Below are 17,744 nucleotides of genomic sequence, written 5' to 3' on the forward strand. Positions count from 1 at the left end.
GACCTTGCACGGCCGGCGCGATCTTCTCGCGCCGGCCGCTGCATTTCCGGAGCGCTATCCGGGCCTGTTGCAGAGTGTCACGCCCGGCACGCCGCAGGCGCGCTACGACATCCTGTTTGCCTTTCCGCAGGACAGCCTGACGCTGTGCATGGATGGCCGGCTTCGCGACGGGAATGGCGACGAGCGCCCTGGCCGATTTCTCGATGTGCTCGACGAGGCGTGGAAGGCCGAGAAGCTTCCGCGCGACGCCGCCGACGATCTCCCGTTCCATGGCGGCTGGCTGTTGCTGCTTGCTTACGAACTGGCCGGTGATATCGAGCCACGCTTGCGCTTGCGCATGCCTGAAGCGATTCCGGTGGCGCTGGCTTTGCGTTGCCCCGCGGCCATCGTGGTCGATCATGAGCGTCACCGTACCGTGCTTATCGCCGAGCCCGGCCACGAAGCGCTGCTCGACGCGATGGAGGCTGATCTCGCGACTGGTTTTGCACCACCAGCGCTGGCTGCGCCTGAATGGTGCGGTGAAGACGAGCCTGCGAACTTCCTGCGTGGCGTGGAGCGCATCCACGAGCACCTGCACGCTGGCGATATTTTCCAGGTCAATCTTTCGCGGGCATGGCATGCGCGTTATGCGGCCCCCCCGTCACCCACATCGCTGTACGCGGCGCTGAGGCAGGCGAATCCGGCACCGTTTGCCGGTTTGCTGCAGCAGCCCGGCTGGGCGGTGGTGAGCTCCTCGCCGGAGCGGCTGGTGGAAGTGCGCCATGGCCTTGCGCAAACACGTCCCATTGCAGGCACGCGGCCGCGAACGCCCGGCGATGATGAAAGTGCGCGCATCCGTGAACTCAGCACGCACCCGAAGGAGCGTGCCGAGCACGTGATGCTGATCGACCTGGAGCGCAACGACCTGGGGCGCGTCTGCGTGCCGGGCACGGTCGAGGTGAACGAACTGATGGTGGTGGAGAGCTATGCGCACGTGCACCACATCGTGTCGAACGTGCGCGGTCGGCTGCGTGCCGAGGTGACGCCGGGGCAGGTGATCGCGGCGACCTTCCCGGGCGGCACCATCACCGGCTGTCCCAAGGTGCGCTGCATGGAGATCATCGCAGCGATCGAGGACGCGCCACGCGGCGCCTATACGGGCGCGCTCGGCTATCTCGACCGCAACGGCGACCTGGACCTCAACATCCTCATCCGTACCTTCACGTTGTCCGGTTCCGAGGTCACCTTGCGCGCCGGCGCGGGTATCGTGGCCGACTCGGTGGCGGAGAAGGAACTGGACGAAACCCGCGCCAAGGCGCGCGGCCTGCTGCGCGCACTGGGAGTGCAGGGCTGATGTCCGCCGCGCGCGTCCTCGTCGATGGTGCGCCGGCCGATACCGTTTCCGTGCTCGACCGTGGACTTTCCTACGGTGACGGCCTGTTCGAAACGATTCGTTTCGTTCACGGCATGGCTCCGTTGTGGGTGCGCCACATGCAGCGCCTGCGCGATGGCTGCCGCAGGCTGGCGATGCCTGTGCCCGATGGCGAACGACTGTTGCGCGAAGCGTTGGCGGTATCGTGCGGCCTGGAACACGCCGTTGTCCGTATCACCCTGACACGGGGCACGGGCGCGCGTGGTTACGCACCGCCGGCCACGCCGCAACCGACGCGCATCGTGGCCGGCTTCGACGCGCCGGCGATGCACGGCGAAGTCTACGTGCGCGGCATCCGCGTGCGCTGGTGCAACACGCGCCTGGGCCTGCAACCGCTGCTGGCGGGCATGAAACACCTCAATCGACTGGAGCAGGTGCTGGCGCGAGCCGAATGGAGCGATGCCGCCATCCCGGAGGGGCTGCTGCTCGATCTCGACGGCAACATCGTTTCGGCCACCATGGCCAATCTGTTCGCGGTGGTTGACGGGGCATTGGTCACCCCGTCGATCGAGCGCTGCGGCGTGGCGGGCGTGGCCCGCGCCGAAGTGCTGGCGGCCTATGCGGATACACAGGTCATGCCGTTGCGCGCGGAACACCTGGCGCGTGCGGGCGAGGTCTTCCTCAGTTCCAGCGTCCGGGGCATCCTGCCGGTTCAGGCCGTGGGCGATACGGTGTATGTTCCCGGGCCGGTCACTCGCGCCTTGCAGCAGCACTGGCGCGGGCTGGGTTTTCCGATGGAGCAGGCATGAACCGAATGAAGATGCACGGACGGGCGCCCTGGCGTGTGCTTGCCGTGCTGGTGCTATTGGCCGTGGCGGGTGCCGTGGCCTACGGTTGGATCGATTACCAGCGTTTCGTGCGGACCCCGCTGACGGTGTCCGCACAGACGCCGAGCGTCGACGTGGGCAAGGGCAGCAATCTGCGCGATGTCGTCGGCCTGCTGCGCGAGCAGCACGTTACGACGACAGGGCCGCTGTACTGGCGTGTGCTGGCCGAGCAGCTGCGCGTTGCCGGTCGCCTGCACGCCGGCGAATACGCGTTGCCGGCCGGCATGACCCCGCGCGACCTGCTGCTCAACATGGCGGCGGGGCGGGTCCTGCAGCGCAACTTCACCATCGTCGATGGCTGGACCTTCCGCGACCTGCGCCAGGCGCTGGCCAAGGCCGACAAACTGCGCCAGGACGGTGCAAGCCTGGACGACGCCCAGCTGATGACGAAGATCGGTGCCCCGGGCGAAATGCCGGAGGGCCGCTTTCTGCCGGAGACCTACGCCTACGTGAAGGGTGACAGCGATCTCGACATTCTCCGTCGCGCCCATGCGGCGATGGCGAAGATGCTCGATGCGCTGTGGGCGCAGCGCGACAAGGACCTGCCGCTGGCCACGCCCTACGACGCGCTGATCCTCGCCTCCATCGTGGAGAAGGAGACCGGGCGCGCCGACGAGCGCCCGCGCATCGCTGGCGTGTTCGTGCGTCGCCTGCAGATCCACATGCTGCTGCAGACCGACCCCACGGTGATCTACGGCATGGGCGACAGTTACGCCGGCAATATCCACAAGTCGGATCTCACCACCGACACGCCCTACAATACGTATACGCGCCCGGGGCTGCCGCCGACACCGATCGCGATGCCCGGCAAGCCGGCCATCGAGGCGGCGTTGCATCCGGCCCAGGGCACGGAACTCTATTTCGTCGCTCGTGGCGACGGCTCGCATGTGTTCTCCTCGACGCTGGACGAGCACAATCACAACGTCGCCTGCTATCAGTTGAAGCGCTGCCAATGACCGTACGAGGCAAATTCATTTCGCTCGAAGGTGGCGAAGGCGCCGGCAAGAGCACTTTGCTGGCCGGCCTGCAAAAGCACCTGGTCGAACAGGGTGTATCCCTGGTGCAGACGCGCGAGCCCGGTGGCACGCCCCTGGGCGAAGCCGTGCGCGCCATCGTGCTCGACGCCGCGCGCCGCGACATGAGCGCCGAGGCGGAGCTGCTGCTGATGTTCGCCTCGCGCGCGCAGCTGGTGCGCGAGTGCATCGAGCCGGCGCTTGCTGCGGGCAAGTGGGTGCTGTGCGATCGCTTCACCGACGCCAGCTATGCCTACCAGGGCGGGGGGCGCGGCGTGCCGATGGAGCGTATCGCCTTGCTCGAGCAATGGGCGACCGAGGGACTGACTCCCGACCTTACCCTGCTGCTCGATCTGCCGGTGGCCACCGGTCGCGCGCGCGCTGCGGGCCGCGGCGAAGCCGACCGCATCGAGAACGAAGCCGATGCGTTCTTCGAGCGCGTGCGCGCGACCTATCGCACGCGCGCCGCCGCGCAGCCTGAGCGATTCCGCGTCATCGATGCGAGCCTCACGCAAGCACAGGTGCTCGACGCGGCGATTGACGCTACGCGCCATCTGTTTGGAGCCATCGCGTGAGTGTCATGCCCTGGCACGAGGAACATTGGGCCCGGCTGCAGGCCCGGCGCGCGCGCGATGCCATGCCGCATGCGTTGCTGTTGTGTGGTCCGGCGGGCCTGGGCAAGCGCGAGTTCATGCATCGCTTTGCGCAGGGCCTGCTGTGCCAGCAGGCGCATGACGGCGAGCCTTGCGGGCAGTGTCGCAGCTGCCTGCTGTTCGAGGCGGGCACGCACCCCGACTATGCGGTGCTGAGTTTCGGCCTGCGCAAGGACGGCGTGCAGCGCAGCGAGATCGTGGTCGACCAGATCCGCGAATTGTCCGCGCGCCTCGCCATGGCCAGCCAGTTCGGTGGCTGGCAGATCGTCTGCATCGATCCCGCCGATGCGATGAATGCGGCCGCGGCGAATGCACTGCTCAAGACGCTCGAAGAGCCCTCGTCGCAGACGTTGCTGTTGCTGGTGGCCGATGCTCCCTGGCGTCTGCCGCAGACCATCCGCAGTCGCTGCCAGCGCATCGAGTTCCATTTGCCGTCCCGCGAGACGGCGCTCGCCTGGCTGCAGCAGGCCGGGGTCAAGGATGCCGCCGTGGCGCTCGACGCCGCGGGCGGCAATCCCGGCATGGCGCGGGTCTGGGCGGAAGAGGGCTCCTTGGCCCGACGGCAGGAGGTGCGCAAGGATCTCGGCGCGCTCGCGGCCGGCCGTGGCGAAGCGATGGAAGTGGCGCGTCGCTGGCTCGACAACGAACCCGAACAGCGACTGTGGTTCGCCGCGCAGGCAGTGGCGGACGAGATGAAGATGCGGGCCACCTCCGGTGCCGCCGGTCCGTTGGCCAGCCAGTTGGACAACGAGGCACTGGACCGCTGGTACATGTCCGCCAACCGCACGCGCGAATCGCTGCGCGGCCCCTTGCGCGGGGACCTGTTGCTGCTGGAGTTGCTCGCCGGCTGGCGTTGAGTCGGTACGGGGTGATCGCGTCAAAGAGCCGCCGCACAAGGGAAAGCCCGGTGACAGGCCGTCTCCCTAGGCTGGAGAGATGAAGTCCCCACTTCAGCAACGCTTCCCCATCTGGCCCTGGATTTCGCTGTTGCTTCTGCTGGTCCTGCGGCTGGCCTGGCTCAATGCGTACACGCACAACTCCGACGAAGCGCAGCACGCGCACGTCGCGTGGGCGTGGACGCAGGGTTTGTTGCCTTATCGGGATGTCTTTGACAATCACGGCCCGCTGTTCGGCTGGCTGCATTCGCCATTGCTGAAGCTGCTGAACGATCGCCCTGACGTGCTCACCTGGCTGCGTCTGGCCATGCAGTTCTGGTACGTGATCGCCCTGGGTTCCGCCGGCTGGATGGCGCGGCGTCTTTACGGCTGGCGTGTCGCGTTGGTGGTGGTGTTGGTCGCGGGCCTGTTTCCGCGCTTCTTCATCGTCAGCGGACAGTTCCGCACCGACGACATGTGGATGGCCTTGTGGCTGGCGGGGCTGGCCTTCGTTGTAGGCGTGCCGCCGCGCGCATGGCGCTTTTTCATGACCGGCCTGCTGGTCGGTTGCGCACTCTCCGTGTCGCAGAAGACGCTGGTGCTGATTGCCACCACGCTGATGACGGTCCTCGTGCTCCGCCTGTTGCTGCCCGCCGGCGCGCCGAAGGCCAATCTGCGCTGCTGGGTGGCTGCCGCCATCGGCCTGATGGTCGTCCCGTTGGTCTTCGTTGTCTGGCTGGCCGCGCATGGCGTGCTGGGCGATGCATGGTACGGACTGGCGCTCTACAACCTTGGAGGAGCGTCCAAGCGTCATGCCGCCCTGCAGTTGCTCTGGTTCCTGGTGCTGGGCTCGGCCGCGCTGTTGCTCGCCGTTCGCGAGGTGCGGCGGCGCGCGCTCGGCGAGTTCGACTGGACCGTGTTCTTCGCCATGCAGGGCGGTTTGTATCTGCTGTTGATCTGGTTCATCTGGCCATTGATCACCAGGCAGGACTTTCTGCCCGTGCTTCCGACGCTGGTGCTCGCGTTCGGCGGCTGGGCTTCACAATGGGCGTGGCTGGGTATCAGGCCGCGACTTCGCGGTGTGCTGCTGCTGGTGATCCTCGGAGCCGAGCTGGCAACGGTGGTGGCCTATGCGCCTCCCTGGGAAGATCAACTGGCCGATCAGCGTGCAGAATTGGCCCTGGTCCTTCGCTATACGGATAAGACCGACACAGTCATGGATCCCAAGGGCGATACCATTTTCCGCATGCGCCCCTATTACCCTGTACTCGAGAGTCTCGCCGTGCGACGGCTGCGCAAGGGATTGATGACCGACACCATCGTCGATGAGCTTGAGAGTCACGGCACCATGCTGGTCGTGCCGCGTCGCCTGCCTTATGCCAGTGCGCACTTCGTGGTGGAGAACTATGTGCCCGCCGGGCGCGAGGTCTGGATCGCCGGCCGCATGTTTCCCAAGCCCGAGCCCGAGCAGGTGGTCGATGTGGCCGTGCCTGGCGATTACGTGCTGACGGATGGTTTCCGGCGACTGAGCGGAAGCCTGGATGGCGCGCCGGCCGCCGACCACTGGCACCTCGATCGTGGCGTGCATCACCTCAAGGCCACCGGCGGCATCCCGGTGGCCCTGGTGTGGAGCCAGGCCTTCGATCGCGGCTGGCGACCGGCGACTCCGCAGGGGCAGGGGGGCTGAGATGGCGTTCAGTCTCAATGCAAGGACGCGGTTGCTGGTGATCGCTCCTCACCCCGATGACGAGTCGATAGCCACCGGTGAGCTGATCCAGCAGGTCAGGCAGCTGGGTGGCGAGGTGCGCATCCTGCTGCTCACCAATGGCGACAACAACCCCTGGCCGCAACGCTGGGTGGAGCGCCGCTTGCGCATCGGCGCCGATGATCGCCGTCGCTGGGGCGAGCGACGGCGTAACGAGGTCGGGCACGCGCTGACTCAATTGGGCGTGGATGTTTCCGCACTGCAGGCGGCGGGTTGGCCGGACATGGGGGTGACCGACCTGTTGCGTGCGGACCTCAAGGCGAGCATTGCCGTCATCCTCGCTGCACTGGATGCCGCTCGGCCCAATCTCGTGGCCATGCCTGCTCTGGGCGACCATCACCCGGATCACAGCGCGGCCCACGTGATCACCCGGCTGGCCCTGGAGCAATGGCAGGGTCCGGCGCCGGAACGGCTGGCCTATCTGGTTCACGGCCGTGAAGACCATGTGACAGGCCGGGTGAAGCTGGACTCTTCGGTAGGCGTGCACGCCAACAAGCTCGCCGCGCTTGCTTGTCATCGCAGCCAGATGGCGCTGAGCGGAAAGCGCATGCGGCGTATGGCCGATCGTGCGGAGCGTTACCTGCAGGTGCGGGGATCGGGGGCTGTTGCTCCGACGCCGGTCCTGCCGTGGCAACCATCCGCTGCCCTGCAATCCTGGCTGCACCTCATGGTGGTGGATGGACAGGGAGAGCGCAGTTGGCCCTGGCGCCAGGCGCCACTGGTCCGCGACGGGCAGGGGCGCTATGTGCTGCATGCCTTCGACGACAAGGCGCCGGGCCCCGCCTTCGCCAAGCTCTACATGAACCTGCCGTCGCCCTGGATCTTCGATCGTTGGGGCTGGTGTGAGCTCTGAGCCGCACTTTTCGTCACATTCCGTCGACGCATCGCTTGTCGGTGGGGCAGGCCGGTCGCTAGGATGCGCTGCATAAGGGGTGTCGGACCGGATGTGGTCCGCAGGAGCTGTCATGAATCCGGCCATTGCTGCCCGCCAGGGCATTATTTCGTTGAAGATCAAGGACACGGCGGCGTTGTACAACGCCTACATGCCCTATCTGAAGAACGGTGGCCTGTTCGCCCCCACGGCCCAGCGTTATGCGTTGGGTGACGAAGTGGTGCTCCTCATTAACCTGACCGATGAAGGCGAGCGCCTGTCGGTCGCCGGCAAGGTGGTCTGGGTCACGCCGGTCGGCGCCCAGGGCAACCGTACCGCCGGCATCGGCGTCCATTTCAACGAATCGGCCGACGGCGAAGCGGCCCGTGCCCGCATCGAGAACCTGCTGGTCGGCATGACCTCGTCCGAGCGTCCCACACTCACCATGTAAGACCTTGGTCGACATGGCTGGCACCGGCTCGCCGAGAGGCGTTCGAAGGTGCGTGCGAATCGCCTCGCAGATACCCGTCAAGGCTTGTTGTTGTTAAGCGCGCTGATACAATGTCGCGATTCCCGACTCAGATCGTGGAAAGTCGGACGTTCGCGGCTGCATTGCCTGTGAGCGTGGCGCATAGCCCTTGGCCCTTCGAGGCCCTGCCGAATCCGGTTCCGGACCGTTTTTCCCCGACGGTCACTGATGCGCCAATGAAGGCGCGGAGGTACGTTTCACCGTGCTTGCCGAATATTGGCCCATCTTGCTGTTCATCGGCGTCGCCGCCGGCCTGGGCGTGGTCCTGCTGGTCATTGGCCTGCTTGCTGGACCCCGTCGCCCCGAAGCGGAGAAGCTCTCGCCCTACGAGTGCGGCTTCGAAGCCTTCGAAGACGCCCGCATGCGCTTCGACGTGCGCTACTACCTGCTGGCGATCCTCTTCATCATTTTCGACCTGGAAATCGCCTTCCTGTTCCCGTGGGCAGTCGTGTTCCAGAAGATCGGCATCATCGCGCTGATTGAAATGGCGACGTTCCTGCTGCTCTTGGTCATCGGTTTCGCTTACGTGTGGAAGAAGGGAGCACTGGAATGGGAGTGATCTCGTCCCTTGATCGGGTGATGCACAACCCGCAGCCGTTGAACCTGGTGGACGACATCCTGCGTCCGGCCGAGGACAACCCGATCGTCCAGCGCGGCTTCGCCACCACCAGCGTCGACGCGCTGATGAACTGGGCGCGCACCGGCTCGATGTGGCCGATGACCTTCGGTCTCGCCTGCTGTGCCGTGGAAATGATGCACGCCGGCGCCGCGCGCCTGGACCTGGACCGCTATGGCGTGGTGTTCCGCCCCAGTCCGCGCCAGTCCGACGTGATGATCGTGGCCGGCACCTTGGTCAACAAGATGGCCCCGGCGCTGCGCAAGGTCTACGACCAGATGCCGGATCCCAAGTGGGTCATCTCGATGGGCAGCTGCGCCAACGGTGGCGGTTACTACCACTACTCCTATTCCGTGGTGCGTGGCTGCGACCGCATCGTGCCGGTGGACATCTACGTGCCGGGCTGCCCGCCGACGGCCGAAGCGCTGATCCACGGCATCCTGCAGTTGCAGAAGAAAATCCGCCGTACCAACACCATCGCGCGTTCCTGACAAAGGCGCAGCTGAGCCATGACTGATACACCAACGAACTCGCTGGCCGAGCGTCTCTCTGCGCGATTCGGCGACACGCTGAAGATCAGCGTCGTACGCCGTGAAGTCACCGCCGAAGTGGCCGCCGACGACCTGCTCGCGGTGGCTACGGCGCTGCGCGACGAGGCGCCGTTCCGCTTTGGCGTGCCGATCGACGTGTGCGGCATCGATTACCTGGGCTACGGCCAGACCGAGTGGGACACGGAAACCGTGTCCGGCACCGGTTTCTCGCGTGGCGTGGAAGGCGAGGCCGTGGGCCGCTTCACGTGGGCCGACCGTCCGCGCCCGGAAGGGCAGAAGCGCCGCTTTGCTTCCGTCGTGCACCTGCTGTCGCTGGAAAACAACCAGCGCCTGCGCCTGCATGTGTTCTGCGAAGACGACACGCTGCCGATGGTGCCCTCGCTGACGGGCATCTGGCCGGGCGTGAACTGGTTCGAGCGCGAGTCGTTCGACCTGTTCGGTATCGTCTATGCGGGCCATCCGGACCTGCGCCGCATCCTCACCGACTACGGCTTCGTCGGCCATCCGTTCCGCAAGGACTTCCCGCTGATCGGCAACGTCGAAGTGCGCTACGACCCCGAACAGAAGCGCGTGGTGTACGAACCCGTGTCGATCGAGCCGCGCGTGCTGGTGCCGCGCGTCATCCGTGACGACGCCGACCTGCTGCAGGCCAAGGCCGAAGCGGCCGACAACTGGCGGAACAACTGATCATGCAAGAGATCCGCAACTACACGATGAACTTCGGCCCGCAGCATCCCGCTGCGCACGGCGTGCTGCGCCTGGTGCTGGAGATGGATGGCGAAACCGTCGTCCGCGCCGACCCGCATGTGGGCCTGCTCCACCGCGGCACCGAGAAGCTGGCCGAGTCCAAGCCGTTCAACCAGTCGATCGGTTACATGGATCGCCTCGACTACGTGTCGATGATGTGCAACGAGCACGCCTACGTGCGTGCCATCGAAACCCTGCTGGGTATCGAGGCGCCGGAGCGTGCGCAGTACATCCGCACCATGTTCGACGAGATCACCCGCATCCTGAACCACCTGATGTGGATCGGCTCCAACGCGCTCGACCTGGGCGCGATGGCCGTGTTCCTGTACGCGTTCCGTGAGCGCGAGGAACTGATGGACGTCTATGAGGCGGTCTCGGGCGCGCGCATGCACGCGACCTACTACCGTCCGGGCGGCGTCTACCGCGACCTGCCGGAGCGCATGTCGCAGTACCGCGAATCGCCCTGGCACAAGGGCAAGGACCTCAAGCGCCTCAACAGCTGGCGCGAAGGTTCCATGCTCGACTTCATCGAAGCGTTCGCCAACGACTTCCCGTCGAAGGTGGACGAGTACGAGGAACTGCTCACCAACAACCGCATCTGGAAGCAGCGCACCGTCGGCATCGGCGTGATCTCGCCGGAGATGGCACAGGCCTGGGGCCTGACCGGCGTGATGCTGCGCGGCTCGGGCATCGAGTGGGACCTGCGCAAGAAGCAGCCGTACGCCAAGTACGCCGAGATGGATTTCGACATCCCGGTGGCTTCGGGCGGCGACTGCTACGACCGTTACCTGGTGCGCGTCGAGGAGATGCGCCAGTCCAACCGCATCATCCAGCAGTGCGTGAAGTGGCTGAAGGCCAATCCCGGCCCGGTCATGGTCCAGAACTTCAAGGTCGCGCCGCCCAAGCGCGAAGAGATGAAGGAGGACATGGAAGCGCTGATCCACCACTTCAAGCTCTTCACGGAAGGCTATGGCGTGCCCGCGGGTGAGACCTATGCCGCCGTCGAAGCGCCGAAGGGCGAGTTCGGCTGCTACCTGGTGTCCGATGGCGCCAACAAGCCGTTCCGCGTGCACCTGCGCGCACCGGGCTTCGCCCACCTGTCCTCGATGGACGCCTTCGTGCGTGGCCACATGCTGGCCGACGTGGTGGCGATGATCGGTACCTATGACCTCGTGTTCGGCGAAGTCGATCGCTGAGCCCGGAGGAACGCATATATGAAAGCCACCGGAAATTACGAGCAGGTCAAGAACGTCGACCCGCTCGCCGTACTCAACGAACACACTCGTCATCACATCGAGGAGTGGGTTGCCCGCTTTCCTGCGGACCGCAAGCGTTCGGCGCTGATCCAGGCGCTGTTTGCCGCGCAGGAGCAGAACCAGGGCTTCCTCACCGATGAGCTGATCACGGCCGTCGCCAAGTACCTTGAGCTGCCCGCCGTGTGGGCCTACGAGGTCGCCAGCTTCTACTCGATGCTCGAGACCAAGCCGGTCGGCCGCAACAACGTCGCCATCTGCACCAACGTGTCGTGCTGGCTCAACGGCGCCGACGATCTGGTGAAACATTGCGAGCAGAAGCTGGGCATCAAGCTCGGTGAAAGCACCGCCGATGGCCGCGTGTATCTGAAGCGCGAAGAAGAATGCATCGCCGCCTGCGCCAGCGCGCCGGCGATGACCGTCAATGGTCACTACCACGAGCGTCTGTCGATCCAGAAGATCGACGAGATTCTCGACGGTCTCAAGTAAGGGCAGGGCGCAATGGCTTACGGACCCGCACCCCAGGAACACCAGGTCGTCTACACCACGCTGCATTTCGACAAGCCGTGGGCGATGGACAGCTACACCCAGGTCGGTGGTTATGAAGCGTGGAAGAAGATCCTCGCCGAGAAGCCCGACCCGAACGCTCTGATCGAAGAGATCAAGAAGAGCAACCTGCGCGGCCGCGGCGGCGCAGGCTTCCCGACCGGCCTGAAGTGGTCCTTCATGCCGAAGGGCGACATGCAGAAGTACATCCTCTGCAACTCGGACGAATCCGAGCCGGGCACCTGCAAGGACCGCGACATCCTGCGCTTCAACCCGCATGCGGTGATCGAAGGCATGGCGATCGCGTGCTACTGCACGGGCTCGACCGTCGCCTACAACTACCTGCGTGGCGAATTCCATCACGAGCCGTTCGAGCATTTCGAAGAGGCGCTGAAGGAAGCCTACGCGGCCGGCCTGCTGGGCAAGAACATCCAGGGCACCGGCCTCAACGTGGACATCTATGGCGCGCTTGGCGCCGGCGCCTACATCTGCGGCGAAGAAACCGCGCTGATGGAATCGCTGGAAGGCAAGAAGGGCCAGCCACGCTTCAAGCCGCCGTTCCCGGCCAACTTCGGCCTGTACGGCAAGCCCAGCACCATCAACAACACCGAAACCTATGCCTCGGTGCCGGCCATCCTGCGCAAGGGCGCGGACTGGTTCCTGGCGCAGAGCAAGACCAAGAACGGTGGTCCGAAGATCTTCTCGGTCTCCGGCTGCGTGCAGAAGGGCGGCAACTTCGAAGTGCCGCTGGGCACCACTTTCGACGAGCTGCTGGAAATGGCCGGCGGCCTGCGTCCGGGCCGTACGCTGAAGGGCGCGATTCCGGGCGGCGTGTCGATGCCGGTGCTGCGTGCCGAACAGCTGAAGGGCCTGCCGTTCGACTACGACACCCTGCGTGACCTCAAGACGGGCCTCGGCTCGGGCGCCATCGTGGTGCTCGACGATACCGTCTGCACGGTGCGCTTCACCCGCCGCATCTCGCAGTTCTTCCACAAGGAGTCCTGCGGCCAGTGCACGCCGTGCCGCGAAGGCACCGGCTGGATGCACCGCGTGCTGGACCGCATCGTGGAAGGCCAGGGCACGATGGACGACCTGCACCGCCTGAAGGCCATTGCCGGCCAGATTGAAGGCCACACCATCTGCGCGTTCGGCGAAGCCGCGGCGTGGCCGGTGCAGGGCTTCCTGCGCCAGTTCTGGGATGAATTCGAGTACTACATCGTCAACGGTCGCTCCATCGTCGACGACAAGCTTGGAGCCGCCGCATGAGTGCGCAGCCCGCTACGCCCAACCTCGACCTGGTGAACATCGAGGTCGATGGCAAGCCCACGCAGATCCGCAAGGGCGCCATGATCATCGAAGCGGCCGACGCCATTGGCGTGTCGATCCCGCGTTTCTGCTACCACCGCAAGCTCCCCATCGCCGCCAACTGCCGCATGTGCCTGGTGGAAGTGGAGATGGGCGGCAAGCCCATGCCCAAGCCGCAGCCGGCCTGCGCCACCCCGGTGGCGGAAGGCATGAAGGTGAAGACCCGCACTGACGTCGCCCTGAAGTATCAGAAGGACGTCATGGAGTTCCTGCTGATCAACCACCCGCTGGATTGCCCGATCTGCGATCAGGGCGGCGAGTGCGAACTGCAGGACGTCGCGCTGGGCTACGGCCGCAGCGTGTCGCGCTACACCGAGCGCAAGCGCACCATCGCGGACGAGAACCTCGGCCCGCTGGTCGCCACCGAGATGACCCGCTGCATCCAGTGCACCCGTTGCGTGCGCTTCACCAGCGAGATCGCCGGCACCTACGAGTTGGGCGGCTTGAGCCGTGGTGACAACCTGCAGATCGGCACCTATATCGGCAAGACCATCGAGACGGAACTGTCGGGCAACATCATCGACGTCTGCCCGGTCGGCGCACTGACCAACAAGCCGTTCCAGTTCCAGGCCCGCGCCTGGGAGCTGGTCGCCAAGCCGTCGGTCGCCTATCACGATGCGCTGGGTTCCAACCTGTGGCTGCATACGCGCCGCGGTGAGGTGCTGCGCACGGTGCCGCGCGACAACGAATCGATCAACGAATGCTGGCTGTCCGACCGTGACCGCTACAGCCACCAGGGCCTGTACGCCGCGGACCGCGTGAGCGCGCCGCAGGTGAAGCGCAACGGCCAGTGGCAGACCACCACGTGGGAAGACGCGCTGGGTGCGGCCGTGGAATCGCTGAAGGCGGTGCCGGGCAGCGAGCTGGGCGTGCTGGTCCATCCGGCCACCACCAACGAGGAAGGCGACCTGCTGGTGCGCATGGCCCGTGGCCTGGGCAGCGCCCATGTCGACCATCGCCTGCGCCAGCTCGACTTTGCCGACAACGCCGCCGCCGTGGCCTTTGCCAAGCCGGTCGCCGAGCTGGACAAGGTGAAGGCCGCGCTGCTGGTCGGCTCGGACCTGCGCCATGAAATGCCGCTGCTCAACCACCGCATCCACCAGGCGGTGAAGAAGGGCGCCAAGGTCTACGCCGTCAACCCGGCGAGCTTCAACTTCAACTACAAGCTGGCCGGCGAAGCTATCGTAGCGCCGCAGGCGCTGGTCGATGCGCTGCTGGCGCTGGCCAAGGCGGCCGTCGAAGGCGGTGCGAGCGCACCGTCGGCGCTGGCTTCGGCCATCGATGGCGCCTCGTCCGACCAGGGCGACAAGGACGCCATCGCCGCGATGAAGAGCGGCAGCGCCGTGGTCATCCTCGGCGAGGCGGCTGTCACCCATCCGCAGGCCTCGTGGCTGCGTGCCGTAGCCCGCTTCATCGCGGAAGCCACCGGTGCGGGCTACAACGAACTGCCGGTCGGTGCGAATGCGCTGGGTCTGGCCAAGGTCGGCGTGCTGCCGGGCAATGGCGGCCTCGACGCGCAGGCCATGCTGGCGCAGTCGCGCAAGGCCTACGTGCTGTACGGCGTCGAGCCGCAGGACGTCGCCGACGGCGCGGCCTTGCTCAAGGCCCTCAAGGGTGCCCAGCAGGTCGTTGCGTTCTCCGCCTACGCCAGCCCCGCGCTGCGCGACGTGGCCAACGTGATCCTGCCGATCGCGCTGCTGCCGGAAAATGACGGCACGCTGGTGAACGTCGATGGTCTCGCCCAGAGCGTGGCCGCCGGCGCCAAGGCACCGGGCGAAGCCCGTCCGGGTTGGAAGGTGCTGCGTGCCCTGGGTGGCGTGCTCAAGGTCGCGGGCTTCGAGTTTGACGACCTGGCCGGCCTGCGCGAAGGCATCAGCGACCGTGGCCACCAGCCGCGCGCCGAGTTGGCTTCGCGTCCCGCGGCTTCGGGCCTCACCCGTCTCGCCACCTGGCCGATCTACCGCACCGACGCGGTGCTCCGTCGTGCCACGGCGCTGAGCAAGCATCCGCTGAACCGCGCACCCGCCGTGCGCGTGAATGCCGATGAAGCGCAGCGCCAGGGTCTGGGCGAGGGCGCTGCGGTCCGCATCGCGGACGCGGTGCTGCCGCTGGTCATCGATGCAAGCGTGCCCGATGGCGCCGCCTGGATCGAAGGCGCACACGACGACACCGTCACGCTGCCGCCGTACGGCGCGGCCCTCACCCTGAGCAAGGCGTAAGCACATGGGCGAACAGATTCTCAACCAGCTCATCTGGCCGGTCATCTACATCCTGTGCATCGTCCTGCCGCTGGTGATCACGGTGGCGCTGTACGTGTGGTGGGAGCGCAAGGTCCTCGGCTGGATGCACGTGCGCATGGGACCCAACAAGATCGGTCCCTTCGGCCTGCTGCAGGCCTTCGCCGACGTGACCAAGCTGCTGCTGAAGGAAGTGATCCTTCCGACCAGCGCGAACAAGGCGCTGTATTACATGGCGCCGCTGATCGCATTGGTGCCGGCGCTGGCCGCCTGGGCGGTGATCCCGTTCAACGACCAGATGGTGCTGGCGAACGTCAATGCCGGCGTGCTCTACCTGCTGGCGATGACCTCGCTGGGCGTGTACGGCATCATCCTCGCCGGCTGGGCCTCCAACTCGCGCTACGCGTTGCTGGGCGCCATGCGCTCCGCCGCGCAGGTCATCTCCTACGAACTGGCCATGGGCTTGTGCCTGGTTTGCGTGCTGGTGCTGGCGGGTTCGCTGAACCTCACCGACATCGTTCACGCGCAGGCCGGTACCAAGGGCATCGGCGACTGGTTCATGTGGCCGCTGCTGCCGGTCTTCATCATCTACTTCATCTCGGGCGTGGCCGAAACCAACCGCGCGCCGTTCGACGTGGCGGAAGGTGAGTCGGAAATCGTCGCCGGTTTCCACGTGGAATACTCCGGTTCGGCCTTCGCGCTGTTCTTCCTGGCCGAATACGCCAACATGATCCTGGTCAGCTTCCTGGCCCCGATCCTGTTCATGGGCGGCTGGCTGTCGCCGCTGCCGGCCTCGTGGGGCTTCCTGGGCCATCCGAGCATCCTGTGGCTGTTCGCCAAGGTCTTTGCGTTCGCATTCCTCTTCCTGTGGTTCCGCGCCAGTTTCCCGCGCTACCGCTATGACCAGATCATGCGTCTGGGCTGGAAGGTGTTCATCCCCATCACCATCGTCTGGGTCCTCGTCGCCGGCTGCATGAAGTATTTCGGCTGGGTCACCGTCGGCACGGGAGGCTGAAGAAAACCATGTCCCGCGTTACTCACTATTTCAAGAGCCTGCTGCTCATCGAGCTGTTCAAGGGCATGGCGCTGACCATGCGCTACATGTTCAGCCCGAAGTACACGATGCGCTACCCGATGGAGCACATCCCCAAGTCCAACCGCTTCCGCGGTCTGCATGCGCTTCGTCGTTACGCCAACGGTGAAGAGCGCTGCATCGCGTGCAAGCTGTGCGAGGCGGTGTGCCCGGCCCTGGCCATCACCATCGACTCGGCGCCGCGCGAGAGCGACGGCCAGCGCCGCACCACGCGCTACGACATCGACCTGTTCAAGTGCATCTTCTGCGGCTTCTGCGAAGAGAGCTGCCCGGTCGACTCGATCGTCGAGACGCATATCCATGAATACCACTTCGAGCAGCGTGGCGAGAACGTGGTGACCAAGCCGCAGCTGCTGGCCATCGGTGACCGCTTCGAAGCGGACATCGCCGCGGCCCGCGCTCAAGACGCCGCGTACCGCTGAGGAGCAGGGACATCATGATCGATCCTCAAATGTTCCAACTCGTCTGCTTCTATGCGTTCGCCGCGGTGACCGTGGTGGCCGCGCTGGGCGTGATCACCCTGCGCAACACGGTGCATGCCGTGCTGTCGCTGGTGCTCACCTTCTTCAGCACCGCCTGCATCTGGCTGCTGGCCGAAGCGGAGTTCCTCGCCATCGCCCTCATCGTGGTCTACGTGGGCGCGGTGATGGTGCTGTTCCTGTTCGTGGTGATGATGCTCGACATCAACCAGGAGCGGTTGCGCGAAGGCTTCATCAAGTTCCTGCCGGTGGGCATCATCGTCGCCCTGGTCATGCTGGGTGAAATGCTCGCGCTGATCGGCGTGCGTGCCATGCACGAGGCCGTGATGGGTGCGAACCCCGCGACTGTTGCCGGCATGTCCAACACCGAATGGCTGGGCCATGCGCTGTACACCCAGTTCCTGCTGCCGTTCGAGATCGCCGCGTTGATCCTCACCGTGGGCGTCGTCGCTGCCGTGGTGCTGACCCTGCGTCATCGTACCGGCGTGCGTCACCAGCAGGCATCGCAGCAGGTTCGCGTCCAGCCAGCCAGCCGCATCCGCGTAGTGAAGATGGCGGCGGAAGTGCCCGCCGCGCCCCAGCCGGAAGCGGGCAAGGAGACCACCCCATGATCACGCTCGCCCATTTCATCGTGCTCGGCGCGGTGCTCTTCAGCATCGCCCTGGCCAGCCTCTTCATCAATCGCAAGAACGTGATCGTGCTGCTGATGTCGATCGAGCTCATGCTGCTCGCCGTCAACATCAACTTCGTGGCGTTCTCCCGCTTCCTGGGAGACGTGGCAGGGCAGGTGTTCGTGTTCTTCATCCTTACCGTGGCCGCGGCAGAAACCGCCATCGGCCTGGCGATTCTGGTCCTGCTGTTCCGCAACCGCAGCACCATCAATGTCGCCGAAATCGACAGCATGAAGGGCTGA

The 17,744-nt window shown here is 65.6% G+C and carries 19 protein-coding genes; all 19 read left to right on the top strand.

What is annotated here, in order from left to right:
* Positions 1-4 precede the first annotated feature (4 nt).
* The 19 genes from EPB08_RS18310 to nuoK all read left to right on the top strand — a co-directional run bounded on the left by EPB08_RS18310 (position 5) and on the right by nuoK (position 17,744).
* The gene (locus EPB08_RS18310; protein ID WP_229238404.1) at positions 5-1,333 is read left to right on the top strand and encodes an aminodeoxychorismate synthase component I; all 1,329 of its coding nucleotides are present in this window, start codon (positions 5-7) and stop codon (positions 1,331-1,333) included.
* Positions 1,333-2,160 (top strand): aminodeoxychorismate lyase, encoded by an 828-nt coding sequence (gene pabC / locus EPB08_RS18315; protein WP_130620526.1) that lies wholly within the window; start codon positions 1,333-1,335, stop codon positions 2,158-2,160. Before EPB08_RS18310 ends, pabC begins: the two co-directional genes overlap by 1 nt.
* Positions 2,157-3,194, top strand: coding sequence for an endolytic transglycosylase MltG (mltG, locus tag EPB08_RS18320; protein ID WP_130620527.1), 1,038 nt, complete (start codon positions 2,157-2,159; stop codon positions 3,192-3,194). Before pabC ends, mltG begins: the two co-directional genes overlap by 4 nt.
* Positions 3,191-3,826 carry a dTMP kinase gene (tmk, locus tag EPB08_RS18325; RefSeq protein ID WP_130620528.1) on the top strand — a complete coding sequence of 212 codons (636 nt, stop codon included), beginning with the start codon at positions 3,191-3,193 and terminating at the stop codon, positions 3,824-3,826. The genes mltG and tmk overlap by 4 nt, the downstream gene beginning before the upstream one ends.
* Positions 3,823-4,761, top strand: coding sequence for a DNA polymerase III subunit delta' (holB, locus tag EPB08_RS18330; protein WP_130620529.1), 939 nt, complete (start codon positions 3,823-3,825; stop codon positions 4,759-4,761). Before tmk ends, holB begins: the two co-directional genes overlap by 4 nt.
* A gap of 79 nt (positions 4,762-4,840) precedes the next feature.
* A complete protein-coding gene (locus EPB08_RS18335; protein ID WP_130620530.1) occupies positions 4,841-6,466 on the top strand; it encodes an ArnT family glycosyltransferase in 1,626 nt (541 codons plus the stop codon).
* A gap of 1 nt (position 6,467) precedes the next feature.
* Positions 6,468-7,397, top strand: coding sequence for a PIG-L deacetylase family protein (locus EPB08_RS18340; protein WP_130620531.1), 930 nt, complete (start codon positions 6,468-6,470; stop codon positions 7,395-7,397).
* Positions 7,398-7,509: 112 nt separating this feature from the next.
* Complete coding sequence (locus EPB08_RS18345; protein ID WP_130620532.1) at positions 7,510-7,866, top strand: PilZ domain-containing protein; 357 nt, start codon at positions 7,510-7,512, stop codon at positions 7,864-7,866.
* A 280-nt stretch (positions 7,867-8,146) separates the two neighbouring features.
* A complete protein-coding gene (locus tag EPB08_RS18350) occupies positions 8,147-8,503 on the top strand; it encodes an NADH-quinone oxidoreductase subunit A (protein ID WP_130620533.1) in 357 nt (118 codons plus the stop codon).
* On the top strand, positions 8,494-9,051 hold the full coding sequence (locus EPB08_RS18355) for a NuoB/complex I 20 kDa subunit family protein (RefSeq protein WP_130620534.1): 558 nt from the start codon (positions 8,494-8,496) through the stop codon (positions 9,049-9,051). The genes EPB08_RS18350 and EPB08_RS18355 overlap by 10 nt, the downstream gene beginning before the upstream one ends.
* 18 nt (positions 9,052-9,069) lie before the next feature.
* The gene (locus EPB08_RS18360) at positions 9,070-9,798 is read left to right on the top strand and encodes an NADH-quinone oxidoreductase subunit C (RefSeq protein WP_130620535.1); all 729 of its coding nucleotides are present in this window, start codon (positions 9,070-9,072) and stop codon (positions 9,796-9,798) included.
* A gap of 2 nt (positions 9,799-9,800) precedes the next feature.
* Positions 9,801-11,054, top strand: coding sequence for an NADH-quinone oxidoreductase subunit D (locus tag EPB08_RS18365; protein ID WP_130620536.1), 1,254 nt, complete (start codon positions 9,801-9,803; stop codon positions 11,052-11,054).
* An 18-nt stretch (positions 11,055-11,072) separates the two neighbouring features.
* Positions 11,073-11,600, top strand: coding sequence for an NADH-quinone oxidoreductase subunit NuoE (nuoE, locus tag EPB08_RS18370; RefSeq protein ID WP_130620537.1), 528 nt, complete (start codon positions 11,073-11,075; stop codon positions 11,598-11,600).
* Positions 11,601-11,612: 12 nt separating this feature from the next.
* A complete protein-coding gene (gene nuoF / locus EPB08_RS18375) occupies positions 11,613-12,923 on the top strand; it encodes an NADH-quinone oxidoreductase subunit NuoF (RefSeq protein ID WP_130620538.1) in 1,311 nt (436 codons plus the stop codon).
* Positions 12,920-15,241: an NADH-quinone oxidoreductase subunit NuoG gene (nuoG, locus tag EPB08_RS18380; protein WP_130620539.1), complete on the top strand. Its 2,322-nt coding sequence runs from the start codon at positions 12,920-12,922 to the stop codon at positions 15,239-15,241. Before nuoF ends, nuoG begins: the two co-directional genes overlap by 4 nt.
* Before the next feature lie 4 nt (positions 15,242-15,245).
* A complete protein-coding gene (gene nuoH, locus EPB08_RS18385) occupies positions 15,246-16,274 on the top strand; it encodes an NADH-quinone oxidoreductase subunit NuoH (RefSeq protein ID WP_130620540.1) in 1,029 nt (342 codons plus the stop codon).
* An 8-nt stretch (positions 16,275-16,282) separates the two neighbouring features.
* Complete coding sequence (gene nuoI, locus EPB08_RS18390; protein ID WP_038616894.1) at positions 16,283-16,774, top strand: NADH-quinone oxidoreductase subunit NuoI; 492 nt, start codon at positions 16,283-16,285, stop codon at positions 16,772-16,774.
* A 14-nt stretch (positions 16,775-16,788) separates the two neighbouring features.
* Positions 16,789-17,442 carry an NADH-quinone oxidoreductase subunit J gene (locus EPB08_RS18395; protein WP_205746388.1) on the top strand — a complete coding sequence of 218 codons (654 nt, stop codon included), beginning with the start codon at positions 16,789-16,791 and terminating at the stop codon, positions 17,440-17,442.
* Complete coding sequence (gene nuoK / locus EPB08_RS18400; protein ID WP_038616898.1) at positions 17,439-17,744, top strand: NADH-quinone oxidoreductase subunit NuoK; 306 nt, start codon at positions 17,439-17,441, stop codon at positions 17,742-17,744. The genes EPB08_RS18395 and nuoK overlap by 4 nt, the downstream gene beginning before the upstream one ends.

This window comes from Dyella amyloliquefaciens (genome assembly GCF_004296575.1).
In the GTDB taxonomy this organism is placed as follows: domain Bacteria; phylum Pseudomonadota; class Gammaproteobacteria; order Xanthomonadales; family Rhodanobacteraceae; genus Dyella; species Dyella amyloliquefaciens.